This window comes from Pseudomonas sp. Van50 (assembly GCF_055390755.1).
In genome coordinates, this window is the sequence record NZ_AP024343.1 from 5,117,618 (window position 1) to 5,135,346 (window position 17,729).

The window sequence follows — 17,729 nt, forward strand, 5'->3', positions numbered from 1 at the left end:
AATTGCTAAGGGAAAGATCGCAGCCTCGCTCCGCTCGCTCCTACGGGCCCACAAATGTCCCCCTCCTCTAGAGCAGGGCTTTTTCCTACGCGCATCGTTTAAAAATCCGCAACCGCTCTAGGCCGCTTCTGTCACGCCATGTGGAAACATGCGCTTAAACATCGTCTATTTCCGACCTCTATAGGGGCAATTGCCGAAAACAGTGCACATCCGTACACTGCGCCACCTTTTGTCCCGATGGGGCCTGTAGATGCTGTTTGTATTGCGTATGTTGTTGATGGGCCTGCACTTTGTCCTGGCGGGTGTGCTCGGAGTGATTCTGGGCCTGTGCAGACCGTTCAATCCGGACAACAGTCGTTTATGCGCAAGGCTGTACGCATTGCCGGCCATGTGCATCTTGCGCCTGCGGGTCCGGACGCAGGTCGACACGCTAGTGGATAAACCCAACGGCTGCGTCATCATCGCCAACCATCAGTCCAATTATGACTTGTTCATGTTCGGTAACGTGGTGCCGCGCCGCACCGTGTGCATCGGCAAGAAGAGCCTGAAATGGGTGCCGCTGTTCGGGCAATTGTTCTGGCTGGCGGGCAATGTGTTGATCGACCGTGGCAACGCGATCAAGGCGCGACAGTCAATGCTGACCACCACCCATACGTTGCAGCACGAGGACACCTCGATCTGGGTTTTTCCGGAAGGCACGCGCAATCTGGGCGAGGACCTGCTGCCGTTCAAGAAAGGCGCATTCCAGATGGCAATCGCCGCCGGAGTCCCGATTATTCCGGTGTGCGTCAGCAGCTACATCAAACACATGCGCCTCGATCGCTGGCGCAGTGGTGACATCCTCATACGCTCATTGCCGGCGATTCCTACGGCCGGATTGAGCATGGATGACATGCCCCGGCTCATCGCCCAATGCCGTGAACAAATGCGTGAATGCATTGCGACAATGGACCGGCAGTTACAAGCCGCGTAATGGAAAACCCGCCTCTTGGCGGGTTTTCTTTTGCCGCCGAACTCCGCAGATTTTGCTGACTCTCAAGCTACAGGGCGCGCTAAGCTGGACGTTGCCTGCCACTGCCATTTTCCAATAAGAAGTGAACCACCATTATGGGTAGAGTCGTTGCTGCTGCGGTTTACAGCGCCGGTAAGAAAATCACCAACATCACCCTCGACGAAGGCAGCGCCTGGGCTGCCAAACCTGGTCATTTTGTGTGGATCGGTCTTGAAGAGCCCAGTGCCCTGGAGCTGACCAACCTGCAACGTCAATTCAACCTGCACGAATTGGCCATCGAAGACGCCATGGAGAAACACAGCCGGCCCAAGTTGGAAACCTTTGGCGATGCGCTGTTTATCGTCACGTATTCGCCAATACGCAAGGACGGCAAGCTGCAGTTCATCGAAACCCATATCTTTGCCGGCAAGGGCTACATCATCACCGCTCGCAACGGTCATTCAGCCTCCTACGCCCACGTCCGACAGCGCTGTGAGGCTCGACCTATCCTGCTGGAGCACGGCGAAGATTTCGTGCTCTACGCCATCCTCGATTTCGTGATCGAAAACTACCAGCCTGTGGGTGAAGCCATTCACGCCGAGATCGATGAGCTGGAGCGCAACGTGCTGTGCAGCGCCCTGAATGAGCGAGACATCCAGAACCTGCACAGCCTGCGCCGCGATGTATTGCGCCTGCGTCGTTACGCGGCGCCCATGGTGGAGATCAGCGAGGAACTGCAGCGGCTGGACTTCCCCTTTATCGACAAGAACATGGGGCCGTACTTCCGCGACGTACAGATCCACGTCACGCGGCAAATGGAAGACTTGGCCACTCTGGCGGACATCGCCAGCCAGACCATTGAAATCGGGGTGCTGCTGGAAGCCTCGCGCCAGAGCGTGGTGCAGCGCAAATTTGCAGCGTGGGCGGCGATTCTGGCATTCCCCACCGCGGTGGCCGGGATCTATGGGATGAACTTCGAGAACATGCCGGAGTTGACCTGGCACTACGGCTACTTTCTGGTGCTCGGATTCATCGGGGTGGGATGTACGGCTTTGTGGGCGAGTTTCAAGCGGTCGGGATGGTTGTAGGCCCGCTCCCCACCGCTCATCCTCTGTGGGAGCGAGCTTGCTCGCGATGACAGCGGCACATCCGACATCAACGCCAGCTGATCCACCGCTATCGCGAGCACGCTCGCTCCCACATTGGAGAGTGGTGATCTTTAGCCTTGGGTGGTTTCGGCCTGCGGCTTGTGTGCAACGAAACGCATCATCCACTCCGCCACCGTGGTGCCGTGATGCTCGTGGGCCAGGCTCGCCATGCCCTGGCTGTAGATCTGTTCGCCGAGGTGTTGCTGACGAATCTCCAGCAAGGCCCGGGAATAATCGTGGATGAACTCCGGGTGGCCCTGGAAGCACAGTACCTGGTCGTTGATGTGATAGGCGGCGAACGGGCAGAAATCGCTGGAGGCGATGACGGTCGCGCTTTCGGGCAGTTGGGTGACCTGGTCCTGATGGCTGATCAGCAAGGTCAGCTCTTCCATCACCGGGCTCATCCACGGCGCCTTGGCGGCGAGTTTGTAGCGATGGGTACCGACACCCCAGCCTTGGGTGGCGCGTTCGGTCTTGCCGCCCAGCAACAACGCCAAGAGCTGATGGCCAAAGCACACACCGAGCAATTTATCGCCCCGCTGGTAGCGCTCCAGCAGGTAGGTCTTGAGGGTTTGAATCCAAGGGTCGGTGCCGAAGGAGTCAGCCTTGCTGCCAGTCACCAGGTAAGCGTCGAACTGCTCGTCATCGCTGGGGTAATGCCCCTCCATCACGTTGTACACGATGAATTCGGCCGCGATGGGCTGCTGTGAAAACAGGCGCTGGAACATCTGCCCGTAACCCTGATATTGGTCGACCAGTTCCGGACGCAGGATATCGGTTTCCAGAATGCAGATGCGTAGTGACATAAAAAATACCTGACACGATGATGGGAATATTGCACACCCCAGAGCCTGCCCTGAAACACGGTTCCAAGGCAAGCCCCTCCCCAGTCTGTCAGAACAGTTCGTGCCGGGCGGCTTTCTCCAGCAACAAGGCCGGCGGTGAGAAACGCTCACCGTATTGCTCGGCCAGATACTGGGCGCGACCGACAAAGTCCTGCAGGCCATACTGGTTGATGAACTGCAACGCACCGCCGGTCCAGGCCGCGAAACCAATGCCAAAGATCGAGCCGATGTTGGCATCGGCCGTCGACGTCAGCACCCCCTCCTCCACGCAGCGCACGGTCTCCAAGGCCTGGATGAACAGCAGGCGATCACGGATATCCTGGGGCGAAATCTGCCCATCGGCTTGCTCGAAGCGGCTCTTCAGTTGCGGCCACAGGTACTTCTGCCCGTTGGCCGGGTATTCATAAAAACCGGCGCCGGCAGCCTTGCCCGGCCGCTTGTATTCGTTGAGCAGCAAGTCAATCACGGCGAATGCCGGGTGCTCAATCGGCGTTTTCCCTTCTGCGTGCAGGTCCTTGGCAGTTTGCGCGCGGATATGGCTCATCAGGCTGAGGGAAACTTCGTCAGAGATCGCCAGAGGCCCGACCGGCATCCCGGCCTTGCGCGCTTCGGTCTCGATCATCGGCGCACTCACGCCCTCGCCGAGCATGGCGATGCCCTCATTGGTAAAGGTACCGAACACCCGCGACGTGAAGAAACCGCGACTGTCGTTGACCACAATCGGCGTCTTGTTGATCTGCAGGACAAAATCGAAACCCCGAGCCAAAGTCGCGTCACTGGTACGCGCCCCCTTGATGATCTCCACCAGCGGCATTTTTTCCACCGGGCTGAAGAAGTGCAGGCCGATGAACTTCGTCGGGTCCGGCACGGCCATGGCCAGGCCGGTGATGGGCAAGGTCGAGGTGTTGGAAGCGATCACCGCGTCGTCCCCCGCCACCGCCTGGGCCGCAGCCGACACGCTGGCTTTCAGGACGCGATCCTCAAACACCGCTTCGATGATCAGGTCGCAACCGGCCAGGTCAGCATCGCTGTCGGTGGCTTGAATCCGCGCCAGCGTGGCTTCGCGCTGCTCGGCCGTGAGCTGGCCGCGGGCGACCTTTTTATCCAGCAACGCCGCCGAGCGGGCCTTGCCCTTCTCGGCTGCCGTCAGGTCGACGTCCTTGAGGACCACGGCAATGCCGGCCACGGCGCTGACATAGGCGATTCCCGCCCCCATCATGCCCGCACCGAGCACGCCGACTTTTTTCGTCAGATAAGGCGCCACACCTTGTGGGCGAGAGCCACCGGCCTTGATCTCGTTGAGTTGGAACCAGAGGGTGCCGATCAGGTTCTTCGCCACTTGGCCGGTGGTCAGTTCGGTGAAGTAGCGGGTTTCGATCAGGTGCGCGGTGTCGAAATCCACCTGGGCCCCCTCCACCGCCGCGCAGAGGATTTTCTCCGGTGCCGGCAGGCAGCCCTGGGTCTTGTTGCGCAGGATCGAGGGAGCGATCGCCAACATTTGCCCGACTTTCGGGTCGGACGGCGTGCCGCCCGGGAGCCGATAACCCTTTGCATCCCAGGGTTGCACGACGCTGGGGTTGGCCAGAATCCAGGCCCGGGACTTGGCCAGCAATTCCTCACGATCCTTGGCCAGCTCATCGATCAACCCGGCCTGCAGCGCTTGCTGTGCACTGACCTTCTTACCTTCGAGCAGATACGGCAGGGCCTTTTCCAAACCGAGCAGGCGCACCATCCGCACCACCCCACCGCCCCCCGGCAGCAGCCCGAGAGTGACCTCCGGCAAGCCGAGCTGCACCGATGGCTGCTCCAGCGCCACGCGATGATGACAAGCCAGGCAGATCTCCCAACCACCGCCGAGGGCCGCGCCATTGATGGCCGCCACCACGGGCTTGCCCAGGGTCTCCAAGGCTCGCAGTTGCGCTTTAAGCAGCAGGACCATGGCGTAGAACGCCTTGGCCTCGGGCTTGCCGACCTTGACCAGTTCATTGAGATCACCACCGGCGAAGAACGTCTGCTTGGCCGAGGTGATGATCACACCGGCAATCGCGTCCTTTTCAGCCTTCAAACGGGTGACGCAAGCGGCCATGGCCTCGCGGTAGCGCGCATTCATGGTGTTGGCGCTCTGGCCCGGCATGTCCAGGGTCAGGACGACGATCCGGTCCTGGCCGGTTTCGTAACGGATGGCAGCGGTCATGAAAAATGTTCCTTGAAGTCGGGCTCAGAGGCGTTCGATGACGGTGGCAATGCCCATGCCGCCGCCGACACAGAGGGTCGCCAGGCCATAGCGCAGGCGACGCGCCTCCAACTCGTCGAGCAACGTGCCAAGGATTGCGCAGCCGGTAGCCCCCAAGGGATGCCCCAGGGCGATGGAACCACCGTTGACGTTGACCTTGGCGGGGTCGATGGCCATGTCCCGGATGAACTTGAGCACCACCGAGGCGAAGGCTTCGTTGACTTCGAACAGGTCGATGTCCTCCACCCGCAGCCCGGCCTTGGCCAGGGCCTTGCGGGTGGCCGGCGCCGGGCCGGTGAGCATGATGGTCGGGTCGGTACTGGTGACGGCCGTGGCGACGATCCGGGCCCGAGGTTGCAGGCCCATGGCGCGTCCCTTGGCTTCGGAACCGATCAACATCAGCGCCGCGCCGTCGACAATGCCGGAACTGTTGCCCGGCGTGTGCACATGATGGATGCGTTCGACATGGCTGTAGACCCGCAGCGCCGTGCCGTCGAAGCCCATCTGGCCCATGGCTTCGAAACTCGGCTTGAGCTTGCCCAGGCCTTCGAGCGTGGAGTCGGCGCGGATGAATTCGTCGTGGTCCAGCAACACGATGCCATTCTGGTCCCACACGGCGACCAGGGATTTATCGAACGATCCGTCGGCCCGGGCGCGTGCCGCTTTTTGCTGGGAGTGCAGTGCGTAGCGGTCGACGTCCTCGCGGCTGAAGCCTTCCAGGGTGGCGATCAGGTCGGCGCCGATGCCCTGGGGAATGAAGTGGCCCTGCAGGTTGGATTGCGGGTCCAGCGCCCATGCACCGCCATCGCTGCCCATGGGCACCCGGGACATGGATTCGACGCCGCCGGCCACCACCAGGTCTTCGAACCCGGAACGCACCTTCATCGCCGCCAGGTTCACCGCTTCCAGGCCCGAGGCGCAAAAACGATTGAGTTGCACCCCCGCCACGCTGACATCCCAATTGGCCACCAACGCAGCAGTCTTGGCGATATCGGCACCCTGCTCGCCCACGGGCGTCACGCAACCGAGCACGATGTCGTCGACCTGGCTGGTGTCCAAATCCATGCGCTGGCGCAAGGCACTGAGCAGGCCCCCCATCAGGTTCACCGGCTTGACGCTGTGCAGGGCGCCATCAGCCTTGCCCTTGCCACGAGGCGTGCGTAATGCGTCGAAAATCAAAGCTTGGGTCATGACATCCTCGAAACCACGGGGTAATGCGACGCCTCCAACCATAAGCCCAGCGGCGCCGGATTCAATGACCACAGCGCTCAATGGCGTTGACGGCCACGCTCAGACGAACGGTAGCGAGCTATCGGGTTAACCGATTCAGGAGGGCAAGCTGTCTAGCAAAAGGGCCGGCAGGAAGGTGGCAATAGGCCTCATGCCGTTTTAATAGCGATAAATACCCAGTTGATACGAATTGGATCTAAGCCAAGGCGGCCGCGGCCCCTAATGTAATCCTTGTACAAGTTAGTCGTCGGGTTTTGCCGAGGCGCTTGTCGGAACAGGAAGTGCAACGCCAGCCATCATGGATATGCAGGCTGGTTTTCAGGACATAACAAAAAAGGCGGATCAGCCATGTTCAAACATTCGAAAGTTCGTCAAGCCGGACTCATTCTCTTTGCCACGACGCTGCTGTTGATTTTGCCGAATATCACCAAGGTGATTGGCTGAATCCTGCGCGGGGGCACCTGCTTCATCCAATACGTTGTGTCGCCAAAAAATGTGATGGGTTCACTGTTCGAGCAGCGATGGCTGTGCCAACCTTTGCGGCCACCCCTCGACATGGAAAGCGATCGACTTGAAAGCTCTCATTGTGTTCGGGGCGTTGCTGCTCAGCACGCCCCTTTATGCCGCGCAACTGGTGCTGGAGTTGGGCGCGAGCACGCGCACCTGGCAAACCGAAGAACTGCTCAAGCATCCGGACGCTCAAACGGTCGAGATTGCTGAGGATGTTTCCTACAAGAAACCCATGAGTTATCGAGCCGTGCCGCTGACCTCCCTGTTGACGGGCATCCAGCCGGACGACCACCTGCAGGCCGTTGCACTGGACGGCTTCGCTGCCGAGATGCCCGCGGCGCCATTACTCAACAAGAGCGGGGCCCGGGCCTGGCTGGCGATCGAGGACCCGGCCAAGCCGTGGCCGTCGCTGGGGGAAGGCAAGTCCAGTGCCGGGCCTTTCTATCTGGTCTGGACCGACCCGCAGGCAGGCCGCATCAGCCCGGAACAATGGCCCTATGCGGTGGCGAGCATCAAGCGCCTGTCGGCGGTGGCTGAACGCTTCCCGGCCCTGCTACCAGCGCCCAACCTGGCCAAGGACGACCCGATCAATAAAGGTTTCGCGCTGTTCCAGAAGAACTGCCTGGCGTGTCATCGGCTCAATGGCGCTGGCGATGCACAGTTCGGCCCTGACCTGAACATTCCTTTCAATCCCACCGAATACTTCTCCGGGGATTTCCTCAAGCGCTACATTCGCGACCCGCAAGGCCTGCGACGCTGGCCCCAGGGCAAGATGCCCGGGTTCTCGGCGGCGGTGTTGCCGGATTCGGAGCTGGATTTGCTGGTGGGTTACTTGAAGCATATGGCGGGGCGCAAGCAGCCGCTGACTCCATGAGATCGCTTTTGTGGCGAGGGAGCTTGCTCCCGCCGGGCTGCACAGCAGCCCCTTGACGAGCTTGCGAGCGCTTCGCACTCGAGCGGGAGCAAGCTCCCTCACCACAAAAGCTTGTTCGCCAGGCGGTTACTGGAGTTGCACAGTGATCACTGGGGTGCCGGCGGTCTCGATCATCCTGGCATGCATCTGCTCGCCACCACCGCCACGACGCATGCCTCGCACCGGGCAGGCGTCCAAATAATCCAGGCCCACGGCCAGTTTCAGGTGGCGCTCCGGGCGGGCCAGTTGGTTGGTCACATCGAAGCTGTACCAGGCGTCGTCCAGCCAGGCCTCTGCCCAGGCATGGCTCGCCAGGTGCTCGCTCTCTTCGCTGAACAGATAACCCGACACATACCGTGCCGGCACGCCCAGGCTACGAGCACAGGCCAGGAAGGCGTGGGTATGGTCCTGGCACACCCCGCTACGACCAGCGAACGCCTGGGCTGCACTGGTCTCGACTGCCGTGGTGCCAGGGGTGTAGATCATGTGCTGGTTCAACCCATGCATCAGGTCGATCAACGCGGTGCGGTCGCGACGCTGCTGGCATTGCTGCGCGGCGAAGGCTCGAAGGGCCTCGTCCGCCTCGGTCAGCCGGGTGAAGCGCAGGAATGGCAGCGCCGACTGGCTCTCGTGTTCGGCTTCGCGCAACGGATCGATATCCACCTGTCCACGGGCGCCGATGATGACCGTTTCGTGGGGCTCATCCAGGGTCAGCACGTGCAGGATGTTGCCAAACGGATCCAGTTGCGCCCGCACCGGCCGAGGCAAATCAAGCTGCCAGCTCAGCACATGCTGGCGTTCGCTGTCGTGGGGCGTCAGGCGCAGGTACTGGATGCTGGCGCGAACCTGATCTTCATAGTGGTAGGCCGTTTCGTGGCTGATCGAGAGTCTCATATGACCTCCAGGTAGGAACTGTGAATGGTGTTGCCCAGTTCACGGACCAGTGGGATGAATTCGGTGAGCCAGGCATGCAGGCCCCCGTCGAGGATTTCGTTGATGCCGGTGTAGCGCAGGCGTGCGTCCATTTCCGCCGCCAGCCGTTGCGCCTGTCGACCGTTGGTGCCCGGCAGGCTTGCGAGGATCTGGTCAATTTCTTCGGTACAGGCACGCAGCGAGCGCGGCACGTCGGCGCGCAACAGCAGCAACTCAGCCACATGGCGAGCACCCGGGGCCTCACGGTAGATCTCGGTGTAGGCCTCGAAGGACGACAAGGCCCGCAACAAGGCGCTCCATTGGTAGTAGGCGTGGGCCGTGCCGTCGCTGACTGCGTCGGCCTGGTCGCCGGCCATTTCGTAGCGGGCATCGAGCAAGCGCAGGGTGTTGTCGGCCCTTTCGATAAAGGTCCCCAGACGAATGAACCGGAACGCGTCGTTACGCATGATGGTGCCGTAGGTCGCGCCACGAAACAGGTGCGAGCGCTCCTTGATCCACTCGCAGAAACGGCTCATGCCGTAGCGATTCAAGCCTTGCTCGCCGATACCGCGAATTTCCAGCCAGGTGGCGTTGATGTTTTCCCACATGTCGGCGGTGATTCGGCCACGTACCGCATGGGCACTGGCTCGCGCGGAACCGAGACAGCTGTAGATGCTGGCCGGGTTGGCCGCTTCCAGGGCAAAGAAATGCAGCAGGCGCTCGGCGTGCAGATCGCCGTGTCGCTCCCGGTAATCGTCCAGCGTGCCAGTGATCAGCAATGGCATGGCCAGTTCGTGCAGGCCGTCGCCACGCCCATCCTGGGGCATCAGTGACAACGAATAACTGACGTCGAGCATCCGCGCGAGGTTTTCCGCCCGCTCCAGGTAGCGCGACATCCAGTACAGGTCCGAGGCGGTTCTACTCAGCATGGCAGTTCCTCAATCCTCGACCACCCAAGTGTCCTTGGTACCGCCGCCCTGGGATGAGTTCACCACCAGGGAGCCTTCGCGCAGCGCCACCCGTGTCAGCCCGCCAGGGACCACGCGGGTCTCGCGACCGGCCAGCACAAACGGGCGCAAGTCGATGTGGCGCGGGGCGATGCCGTTTTCGACAAAGGTCGGGCACGTCGAGAGCGACAGCGTCGGCTGGGCGATGTAGGCGTGCGGCTTGGCCTTGATCCGCTCGCGAAAGGCATCGATTTGCGCCGTCGTCGCGGCCGGCCCCACCAGCATTCCATACCCGCCGGAGCCCTGGGTTTCCTTGACCACCAGGTCGGGAAGATTCGCCAGCACATGGGAGAGCTCTGCAGGATTACGGCACTGCCAGGTGGGAACGTTCTTCAGGATCGGCTCTTCGTCCAGGTAAAAACGGATCATGTCGGTGACGAACGGGTACACCGACTTGTCGTCCGCCACCCCCGTGCCGATGGCATTGGCCAGCACCACGTTGCCGGAACGGTAGGAGGACAACAACCCCGGTACGCCGAGCATCGAATCCGGATTGAAGGCCAGTGGATCGAGGAACGCGTCGTCGAGGCGACGGTAGATCACATCCACCGCCTTCGGCCCGTCGGTGGTGCGCATGAACACTTTGTCATCCCGTACGAACAGGTCAGCGCCTTCCACCAACTCCACGCCCATCTCCCGGGCCAGGAAGGCGTGTTCGAAAAAAGCACTGTTGAAACGCCCCGGCGTCAGTACCACGACGCTGGGGTCGTCCAGCGGACTGGAGCTTTTCAGGGTGTCGAGCAGCAGGTTCGGATAATGATCGATGGGGGCGATGCGCTGGGCGGCGAACAGCTCGGGAAACAGGCGCATCATCATCTTGCGGTCTTCGAGCATGTAGCTGACGCCGCTGGGCGTACGCAGATTGTCTTCGAGCACGTAGTAGGTGCCGTCACCGTCGCGTACTAGGTCGACACCGCAAATGTGCGCGTAGATATCACGGTGCAGATCGAGCCCTTGCATCGCCAGTTGGTATTGCTCGTTGGCCAGCACCTGTTCGGCGGGGATGATGCCGGCCCGGATGATCCGTTGTTCGTGGTAGAGGTCGGCCAGGAACATGTTCAGTGCCTTGACCCGTTGGATGCAGCCACGTTCGACCACCCGCCATTCGCTGGCCGGGATGCTGCGCGGGATCGTGTCGAACGGGATCAGGCGCTCGGTCCCCTGCTCGTCCCCATAGAGCGTGAACGTAATGCCGGCACGGTGAAACAACAGGTCGGCTTCGCGCCTGCGCTGCGCCAGAAGCTCGTCAGGCGTGTCGGCCAGCCAGCGGGCAAACGCCTGGTAGTGCGGGCGGACCTGGCCGTCGGCGTCGTACATTTCATCAAAACCGCTGCGGATCATGCCGTGCTCCTTGTCACCCTGGCAGCAAGGCTTCGCAAGCCCCGTGCCATCGGCATAAACGCTTTATGATCAACGGGTTGGAATCTCCATTGAGAGGCCGCGCACTTTTGTAGTGCGGCAAATGCCCCCAACCCGCTGCCCCCGCTTCATTGCGACGCAGGGGCGTCGCTTTCCTGAGCATAGTCATGGAAAAACGAAGCGGCCTGGTCTGGATACAGTTAGGTACAAAACCTGGGGAAGTGATTGTGGTGTGTCAGCGGGTAAGATGTTGATCGTGCAGCCGCCATCGCGAGCAAGCTCGGCTCCCACAGGGACCCTCGGTTAGCTCACAGACATGAAAACGGCCGACACAAAAGTCAGCCGTTGCTGTGGTTGCGGTGAGTGACTGTCAGGCCTGCAGGCGCCGGATCTCTTGCTTGACGCCCCAACCCTCGATAACACCCCCCAAGGGTTCGACAACTGCCTCGAAGTCTTGCTCGAAGTCGCCAATATCATCGTAAGTGGCGTACATCACCCGGCTCAGTTCCAATGACCAAGCCCCGTCGTCCCGTGCACTGATCTGCGCGTTCAACGATTCGCCCCGAAAATGACCTGCCGCCCTGCGCGCCCGCTCCTCGTCCGGGAAAATGGCGTAGAACTCAATGGGATGGAATCGGGAAAAATCGAAACCGCCTTCTTTCATGCGGCGCAATACGCTGGTGCTGATGTCTTCTTGATAGGCTGTGCTCATGAAACGTCCTCCTAAAACCGATGGATAGACTTTCCGTCTTCCCGTGCGTGAAGCCTTCAGGCTGCAAGCGATACGGCATCAAATGGCCGTCGGGACACAAGCATGTAGCTGACAAGACCGGACCTTGGCGATCCTTTCGCTGATCTCAATTGCAGAGTAGCCGCAAGTGGTGGCCACTGCCAAGCGAGACCAGCCACCGTTTCATGAAATCGGTGTAATGCTGAGAATTTCGATACTGTTTTGGGACTTGAGGTTCTTGACTGTCGGGTCTTCGGTGCGGTCAACCAGGTCGTTGAGGTCCAATTGGCTGAGCACGGGTAGCAACCTTTCGCGGATCAGTTGGGCGGCCTGCTCCATGGTGGGTTTGTGGTCATAGTCGAACTGCTCGACGGTGGTTTCACCGTGATCGTCAATGAAAGTGATTTCCCACTTTTGCATCAGTGTCTCCTTGATCAATTCAGGGCAGGGCTTACCTTCATCTCGACATTGAGGGGCGGACAATCGTTCCGCTGGGTGCTTGGACGGCACACATGAAAAGACCGCCTCGGAGGCGGTCTCTCTTGTGCAGCCTTGGCCGATCACTTTTCGGCGCGTTCCTTCAGGGCCTTGAGGGTGTTGAACGGCGCATCCACCACGAACTTGTTCGCCAGCCAGGACGGCACGTCACCACCCGGTTCGGTGTGGACCTGATAAACGACCTCAATCTGGTCCGCACCCTTTGGCGTGAATTTCCAGAAGCCGTCGACCTGGGCCACCCGTACGAAACCTTGCTCCTCAGGCTGGTATGTCGGCACGCCCTTGAGCTTGCGGGTCAGGCTGCCGTCGGCCCCCTCCTCGGTGGTAACTTCCAGCACCGAGTCCCGGGGCGTCACCGGCCAGGGCGTATTGAACTGGGTATAAGTCCAGCTCTTGTCGCCTTCGTGCTTGAGCAGTTTCTGGCTCTTGCACTCATGAATCCAGGCGCAGGCGCCGGGAACGTCTTCCTGCAGGGCCCGCAGCTTGGCCATGGTGGTTTTCATCACCGTCACGCCGCGATAGGCCTTGTACTTGGAGCCCGCCACTTCACTGAGGGAAACCTTGATACCCTCCTTCTCCTTGGCAACCTGCCAGTCCTCTGCCTGGGCGGTGGCCGTCGCCAGCAACACGGTCAACCCACACAACACAGCCATACGATGCAGCGAACCCATAGTTTTTTCCTTATTGTCCAAGTTCGTTCATTTCGGATCTGTTCATTGACCCATTACGCTGCCGTGACTTGCTCCCACCAACCGATCAAGCGGATGGCCTCTTCACGGCTGCCGCCGCACACCTCGATGTCGGCTTCGAACGCCGAGCACACCGCCGGACGCTCCGGCTGGCCGAAGATCCGGCACAGGTTATCGACCGACAGCTGCACACAACGTTCTCCCGCCGGTTTGCCTTGGGGCATGCCAGGGATAGGTGAGCTGATGGAAGGGGCGATGCAACAGGCGCCACAGCCTTCACGGCACTTCATGACGACAACATCCTCGCGGCGGGTAATGATGAGTAACAGAAGACAGAGTAACGGCTAAAACACTCGTTTTAAATTACCGTCTGCGTGTTTTTTTGCCGTTGGCCAAATGACCGAATGGTCAGCGACGAGCTGCATGCCCTATGGAAGGCTTACTGCTTGAATTCAAAATCCAGCGCTGCGCCTTCCACCTCGTTGCGCTCCTGATTGCGCAGCGGCAGTTGCATTTCATTGCTCAACAACCGGCCATTGAGCTGGAACGGTCCGGGTTTCTCTCCGAACATTGACGGCAAGAGCGGTTCGCGCTTGGGCGGCGCTACCTTACCCGGTGGCTGCAGTTGCTCGACCATGTCGTGGGGCAGGCTGAGGTCCAGCTTGGCCGGCGGCAATGGAGTCTTGGCGACCTCGTGGGCTGATTTGCTTTTGGAAGCAATGGGCGCACGCTTTTTTTTCTTCGCCGCAACCGCCTTTTTAGCGGACGGCTTCTTGGCCACTGCGGTTTTTTTCGGCGCATTCTTCGTGGCACTGACGGCCGGTTTTTCCTGCGCCGGAGCCGCCACGACGACGCCTCCCATTTGGAAGACACTGAACAGGCCGATCAAAACCCAGGCAACAGGAACATTGGCTCTCATAGACACAACGGCACTGACGGCAGAAAAGCCCATGCTCGCCTGATAATGAGGCGCTGACAAGCACATCAAGCTAAGCCGCTGATTCCTATAGAAACCCGTTGGCCGTTTCTTGGCACAATTGAGTCGCCAACAACCCCAGCGTCATCAAGGCCCGCTCTGCCTCACGGTTCCAGGGGGTACCGCAGTTCAAGCGAATGCAGTGGTTGAACTGCTCGGTGTTACTGAAAATCAGCCCTGGCGCGATACTGATGCCTTGTTGCAACGCCCGCACATGCAACTCCTGGGTATTGACCCGTCCCGGCAGGCTGACCCACAGGATGAAACCGCCGTTGGGACGGCTCATTTGCGTGCCTTCGGGGAAGTGCTGTTGCACCGCCAGCTGAAAGGCGCTGAGGTTCTTGCGATACTCCTGGCGGATATAGCGCAGGTGCCGGTCATAGCCACCGTTTTCCAGGTACGCGGCAATGCCCATCTGCGTAACGCTGCACGCCGAGTGAGTGCTGAAGGTCTGGAGCCGCTGGATTTCCTGCTGGAATTTCCCCGCGATCATCCAACCGATGCGCACACCCGGCGACAACGTCTTGGAAAAACTCGAACAGTAGATGACCCGGTCCAGCCGATCGTAGGCCTTGAGGGCCTTGGTGCGCCCCTGCTCGAACATCAGCTCGCCATAGATATCGTCCTCGACGACCTGGATGTCGAAGTCCGACGCCAGGCGCAGCAGTTGCTTTTGCCGCTCCTCGGGCATGGTGCCGCCGAGGGGATTGCTCAGGCGCGTGGTCAGTACCAGCGCCTTGATCGACCACTGGTTGGCCGCCAACTGCAAGGCCTCCAGGCTCATGCCGGTGACCGGATCGCTGGGGATCTCGATGACCTTGAGGCCCAGCAGATCCGCCAGTTGCAGCAAGCCGTAATAGGTCGGCGACTCGGCGGCGATCAGGTCCCCCGGCCGCGTCAGCACCCGCAAGGACATCTGCAGCGCATCGACGCAACCGTGGGTGATCACCACCTCGGAAGGGTCCACCACGACACCGGCATCGCGCATGCGGATCGCCACTTGGCGCCGCAAAGGCTCGAAGCCCGGGCTGAACATGTAGCTGAACGCCCGTGGGCTGTGGAAACGCGTGACCTTGGCCAACTGCTGATGCAGGGCCCGGACAGGCAGGTAGTCGACACTCGGCACCGCCGCGCCCAGGGGAAACACCCCTTCGCGGCGCGACTCGACCAAGACCTGCTGGATGATGCTGCTGCGCGTCACCAACCCCGGGCGCTCTACCCGGGCAATGTCCGGCGTCGGTGCGGTCAGGGCCGGTGTCTGGTGCACGTAGTAGCCCGATTGCGGCCGTGCGCGAATCAGCCCCTGGTCTTCAAGGTTCGCGTAGGCCTGCAACACCGTGGCGTGGCTGACGTTGAGCTGCGAGCTCATCTTGCGCACCGAAGGCACGCGTTCACCGGGCTGATACACACCGCGCCGGATGTCTTCAGCCAGCTGTTGCGCAATACGTTGATAGAGCAGGAGGTTGGTCATGACGCAGCACTCGATTTCACGGGCATTTTATTCTTGTCGGAAACGATACCGGAACAGTTTAGAAGTGTACTGGGACAGTTGCCAGATTACTCGACAGTACAGTGGAGTGACAGCTCTAACTGTACTCATCCTGCATCGATTGCAGGGCTAAAAAAACCCGGCGCCTGCTACAGGGGCCGGGTTTTCCAGTGACGCAACCCTTAGCGGGCGGCGCCGAGCTGGCCTTTTTCGTCGGAGAACACAATTTCAACGCGACGGTTCTGGGCCCGGCCCCGCTCGGAAGCGTTGACGTCCACCGGGTACTCATCACCGTAGCCTTCGACCTGGATGCGCTTTTCATCAATCCCCAGGTCCACCAGCACATCCGCGACAGCTTGCGCGCGGTCGCGAGACAGCTTGAGGTTTTCCTGCTTGCCGCCCGTGCTGTCGGTGTACCCCTCGATACGCACCACGCGCTTGGGATTGAGCTGCAAGAACTGCACAATCTTGAGCACCACCCGGTTGGCCGAATTCTTCAGTTCCGCTTCGCCAGTGTCGAACAGCACGTCGCCCAGGGTCATCACCAGGCCGCGATCGGTCTGGGTGGTCGCCATCGCCATGATCTGTTCTTCGAGCCACTTGCCCTGCTGCTGCACACTCAGCAACTTGGATTCGCGCAGGGCCAGCTGCAGGCGCTGGCGCTCCAGTTCGAGCTTCGCCGCGCGCTCTTCGTTGAGCACCTGATTGCTGTGCTCCCGGGCGATCGCACTGTAGCGCTGGCTCAGGTAAGCGTAATGCTGCACATCCTCGCCGCTGCCCCAATAGCTGGACAAGCGATCGGCACGGGCCAGGGATTCACCGGCGCGGATCACGTCCCGGGGCGCGGCACGCAATACGTTGGCGTCTTCCTTGACCTTCTGGAAATCGGTGCTGGCCTGCTCGAGCGCCGCTTCGCTGCGTTGGCCGGCACAGCCATACAAGCTGGCCAGGCCGGCGAGGACCAGACCGCCCAATACGTGGGAGTGCGTCATTGGGCATCCTCCCTCAGCTGTTTGCGCAAGCGCTTGATGCGGGTGTCGAGCACGTTCAGTTGCTCCTGGCTCTTGAGGGTCAGCACCTTCGCTTCGGCCAGGCGGGCGTCGAGTTCAGCCTGTTCGGCCCGCAGGCGCGCCTTCTTGTAGGATTCGTCGGCCATGTTGGATTTGGCGCGAGCGAATTTTTCTTCAGCCAGTTTCAATTCGGGCACTTCGTCGGCGGTGGCGCCAACGGCCCGGGCCTGTTCCAGTGCCTGTTCGGTCAGGCGGATCTGTTCATTCGGCGCCGGATCGGCTGCGCAGCCCGCCAGAGCCAGAACGGCCAGGGCAGCGAAAAGAGGTCGAATAGTCACTAATGTTCCCTACTGTTTTGGGGCACTGACAGGCGGCTGCAACTGTGTTTTCCAGCGCTCGAGATTGCGCTGCAACACAGCCTCCGTCAGACCGGACGCGGCCAATTCTGTCATCTTTTGCGCCAGCTGTCCGCGTAACCATGGGTCATTGCAGGCGGAGTTATGGGAAACCGCGAGGAACAGCCCGGGTTTGTCCACCGGTTGCGGTGCGGCTTGCAGATCGTTGGCCATGCCCAGGGTCTGCGCCATCGCCAGGCCCGAATAGCGACCCGCCAGGACATATTCCACCTCTCCCAGCAGCAGTTTCTGAAAGGCCTGGGTCAGGTTGGGTGTGCGCAGCAAGGCCAATTTCTGCTCGGCAAAAACGCCAAATCCCTGGGTCATACGCGCCTTTTCCGACAGGGCCCCGGGATGTCCTTGGAGGTCTTCGGGCTGGTTGATGACCAGTGTCGAATCCTTGCGGGTCCAGACCAGATAATCGTTTTCCAGCAATGGCGGGTGGACGTAGTCCAACGCTTCAAGCCCCGTGCTGGTCAGTGGCGCATCGGTGAGCAGGTCCATGCGCCCACTGCGCACTTCATCCAGTGCCTGGGCGCGCTTGCCCGCGTAAAGCAGCTCGATCTTGATCCCCAGTTCGCCTGCCACTTGCGCCAGCAGGTCTGCGCCAGCGCCGATCAGGTGCTTGGGGTCCTGAGGGTCTTGCCAGAGGTAAGGCGGTGCGTCCGGGCTGCCGGTGGCGATCAGGCGTTCACATTTGCCGGCGGCGACAGACAGGCCCGGCATGATCGCCAACGCCCACAGCAACGACCAGCCGGTCAAACGACGCAGATCCATGGCGATACGCTCCCCTT

The 17,729-nt window shown here is 60.8% G+C and carries 18 protein-coding genes; 3 read left to right on the forward strand and 15 right to left on the reverse strand.

Annotation, left to right across the window (positions count from 1 at the left end; all coding sequences use genetic code 11):
- The first annotated feature begins 250 nt into the window (after positions 1–250).
- A complete protein-coding gene (locus tag ACZ5M5_RS21690; protein ID WP_060741272.1) occupies positions 251–973 on the forward strand; it encodes a 1-acylglycerol-3-phosphate O-acyltransferase in 723 nt (240 codons plus the stop codon).
- 134 nt (positions 974–1,107) lie between these two features.
- Positions 1,108–2,079 carry a magnesium and cobalt transport protein CorA gene (locus tag ACZ5M5_RS21695; RefSeq protein WP_060741271.1) on the forward strand — a complete coding sequence of 324 codons (972 nt, stop codon included), beginning with the start codon at positions 1,108–1,110 and terminating at the stop codon, positions 2,077–2,079.
- Between the two features lie 131 nt (positions 2,080–2,210).
- Here the strand turns inward: ACZ5M5_RS21695 and ACZ5M5_RS21700 are convergent, their stop codons facing one another.
- From ACZ5M5_RS21700 to ACZ5M5_RS21710, 3 genes are all read right to left on the reverse strand, one after another.
- Positions 2,211–2,945 carry an amidotransferase gene (locus ACZ5M5_RS21700; protein ID WP_060741270.1) on the reverse strand — a complete coding sequence of 245 codons (735 nt, stop codon included), beginning with the start codon at positions 2,943–2,945 and terminating at the stop codon, positions 2,211–2,213.
- Positions 2,946–3,033: 88 nt separating this feature from the next.
- Positions 3,034–5,178: a 3-hydroxyacyl-CoA dehydrogenase NAD-binding domain-containing protein gene (locus tag ACZ5M5_RS21705; RefSeq protein ID WP_464737982.1), complete on the reverse strand. Its 2,145-nt coding sequence runs from the start codon at positions 5,176–5,178 to the stop codon at positions 3,034–3,036.
- A gap of 24 nt (positions 5,179–5,202) precedes the next feature.
- Positions 5,203–6,408 carry an acetyl-CoA C-acetyltransferase gene (locus tag ACZ5M5_RS21710; protein WP_464737983.1) on the reverse strand — a complete coding sequence of 402 codons (1,206 nt, stop codon included), beginning with the start codon at positions 6,406–6,408 and terminating at the stop codon, positions 5,203–5,205.
- Between the two features lie 610 nt (positions 6,409–7,018).
- Here ACZ5M5_RS21710 and ACZ5M5_RS21715 point away from each other — a divergent pair.
- Positions 7,019–7,831, forward strand: coding sequence for a c-type cytochrome (locus tag ACZ5M5_RS21715; protein ID WP_103307976.1), 813 nt, complete (start codon positions 7,019–7,021; stop codon positions 7,829–7,831).
- A 126-nt stretch (positions 7,832–7,957) separates the two neighbouring features.
- Here ACZ5M5_RS21715 and ACZ5M5_RS21720 read toward each other — a convergent pair whose 3' ends face one another.
- The 12 genes from ACZ5M5_RS21720 to ACZ5M5_RS21775 form a co-directional block, all read right to left on the reverse strand.
- Positions 7,958–8,764, reverse strand: a complete 807-nt coding sequence (locus tag ACZ5M5_RS21720) for a transglutaminase family protein (protein WP_464737984.1) — start codon at positions 8,762–8,764, stop codon at positions 7,958–7,960.
- Positions 8,761–9,711, reverse strand: coding sequence for an alpha-E domain-containing protein (locus ACZ5M5_RS21725; protein ID WP_060741265.1), 951 nt, complete (start codon positions 9,709–9,711; stop codon positions 8,761–8,763). Before ACZ5M5_RS21725 ends, ACZ5M5_RS21720 begins: the two co-directional genes overlap by 4 nt.
- 9 nt (positions 9,712–9,720) lie before the next feature.
- Positions 9,721–11,130 (reverse strand): circularly permuted type 2 ATP-grasp protein, encoded by a 1,410-nt coding sequence (locus ACZ5M5_RS21730; protein ID WP_060741264.1) that lies wholly within the window; start codon positions 11,128–11,130, stop codon positions 9,721–9,723.
- A gap of 388 nt (positions 11,131–11,518) precedes the next feature.
- Positions 11,519–11,860: a ribonuclease E inhibitor RraB gene (locus tag ACZ5M5_RS21735; protein WP_003179463.1), complete on the reverse strand. Its 342-nt coding sequence runs from the start codon at positions 11,858–11,860 to the stop codon at positions 11,519–11,521.
- Between the two features lie 201 nt (positions 11,861–12,061).
- Positions 12,062–12,298 carry a hypothetical protein gene (locus tag ACZ5M5_RS21740; RefSeq protein WP_072406264.1) on the reverse strand — a complete coding sequence of 79 codons (237 nt, stop codon included), beginning with the start codon at positions 12,296–12,298 and terminating at the stop codon, positions 12,062–12,064.
- A 140-nt stretch (positions 12,299–12,438) separates the two neighbouring features.
- Positions 12,439–13,047: an START domain-containing protein gene (locus ACZ5M5_RS21745; protein WP_060741262.1), complete on the reverse strand. Its 609-nt coding sequence runs from the start codon at positions 13,045–13,047 to the stop codon at positions 12,439–12,441.
- Positions 13,048–13,100: 53 nt separating this feature from the next.
- The gene (locus ACZ5M5_RS21750) at positions 13,101–13,355 is read right to left on the reverse strand and encodes a YkgJ family cysteine cluster protein (protein WP_060741261.1); all 255 of its coding nucleotides are present in this window, start codon (positions 13,353–13,355) and stop codon (positions 13,101–13,103) included.
- A gap of 149 nt (positions 13,356–13,504) precedes the next feature.
- A complete protein-coding gene (locus tag ACZ5M5_RS21755; RefSeq protein ID WP_060743158.1) occupies positions 13,505–13,984 on the reverse strand; it encodes a hypothetical protein in 480 nt (159 codons plus the stop codon).
- An 85-nt stretch (positions 13,985–14,069) separates the two neighbouring features.
- A complete protein-coding gene (locus tag ACZ5M5_RS21760; RefSeq protein ID WP_060741260.1) occupies positions 14,070–15,512 on the reverse strand; it encodes an aminotransferase-like domain-containing protein in 1,443 nt (480 codons plus the stop codon).
- Positions 15,513–15,712: 200 nt separating this feature from the next.
- Complete coding sequence (locus ACZ5M5_RS21765; RefSeq protein WP_464737985.1) at positions 15,713–16,522, reverse strand: OmpA family protein; 810 nt, start codon at positions 16,520–16,522, stop codon at positions 15,713–15,715.
- Complete coding sequence (locus ACZ5M5_RS21770) at positions 16,519–16,878, reverse strand: DUF4398 domain-containing protein (protein WP_464737986.1); 360 nt, start codon at positions 16,876–16,878, stop codon at positions 16,519–16,521. The genes ACZ5M5_RS21765 and ACZ5M5_RS21770 overlap by 4 nt, the downstream gene beginning before the upstream one ends.
- Before the next feature lie 9 nt (positions 16,879–16,887).
- Entirely contained in the window at positions 16,888–17,712 is an 825-nt protein-coding gene (locus ACZ5M5_RS21775) for a substrate-binding periplasmic protein (protein WP_464737987.1), read from the reverse strand.
- Positions 17,713–17,729 lie beyond the last annotated feature (17 nt).

Bases quoted from the DNA above. Each gene is read 5' to 3' on its own strand.
- ACZ5M5_RS21710 (WP_464737983.1), bottom strand. From the start codon at position 6,408: ATGACCCAAGCTTTGATTTTCGACGCATTACGCACGCCTCGTGGCAAG.
- ACZ5M5_RS21705 (WP_464737982.1), bottom strand. From the start codon at position 5,178: ATGACCGCTGCCATCCGTTACGAAACCGGCCAGGACCGGATCGTCGTC.
- ACZ5M5_RS21775 (WP_464737987.1), bottom strand. From the start codon at position 17,712: ATGGATCTGCGTCGTTTGACCGGCTGGTCGTTGCTGTGGGCGTTGGCG.
- ACZ5M5_RS21735 (WP_003179463.1), bottom strand. From the start codon at position 11,860: ATGAGCACAGCCTATCAAGAAGACATCAGCACCAGCGTATTGCGCCGC.
- ACZ5M5_RS21725 (WP_060741265.1), bottom strand. From the start codon at position 9,711: ATGCTGAGTAGAACCGCCTCGGACCTGTACTGGATGTCGCGCTACCTG.
- ACZ5M5_RS21740 (WP_072406264.1), bottom strand. From the start codon at position 12,298: ATGCAAAAGTGGGAAATCACTTTCATTGACGATCACGGTGAAACCACC.
- ACZ5M5_RS21695 (WP_060741271.1), top strand. From the start codon at position 1,108: ATGGGTAGAGTCGTTGCTGCTGCGGTTTACAGCGCCGGTAAGAAAATC.
- ACZ5M5_RS21720 (WP_464737984.1), bottom strand. From the start codon at position 8,764: ATGAGACTCTCGATCAGCCACGAAACGGCCTACCACTATGAAGATCAG.
- ACZ5M5_RS21700 (WP_060741270.1), bottom strand. From the start codon at position 2,945: ATGTCACTACGCATCTGCATTCTGGAAACCGATATCCTGCGTCCGGAA.
- ACZ5M5_RS21755 (WP_060743158.1), bottom strand. From the start codon at position 13,984: ATGAGAGCCAATGTTCCTGTTGCCTGGGTTTTGATCGGCCTGTTCAGT.
- ACZ5M5_RS21760 (WP_060741260.1), bottom strand. From the start codon at position 15,512: ATGACCAACCTCCTGCTCTATCAACGTATTGCGCAACAGCTGGCTGAA.
- ACZ5M5_RS21690 (WP_060741272.1), top strand. From the start codon at position 251: ATGCTGTTTGTATTGCGTATGTTGTTGATGGGCCTGCACTTTGTCCTG.
- ACZ5M5_RS21750 (WP_060741261.1), bottom strand. From the start codon at position 13,355: ATGAAGTGCCGTGAAGGCTGTGGCGCCTGTTGCATCGCCCCTTCCATC.
- ACZ5M5_RS21765 (WP_464737985.1), bottom strand. From the start codon at position 16,522: ATGACGCACTCCCACGTATTGGGCGGTCTGGTCCTCGCCGGCCTGGCC.
- ACZ5M5_RS21730 (WP_060741264.1), bottom strand. From the start codon at position 11,130: ATGATCCGCAGCGGTTTTGATGAAATGTACGACGCCGACGGCCAGGTC.
- ACZ5M5_RS21745 (WP_060741262.1), bottom strand. From the start codon at position 13,047: ATGGGTTCGCTGCATCGTATGGCTGTGTTGTGTGGGTTGACCGTGTTG.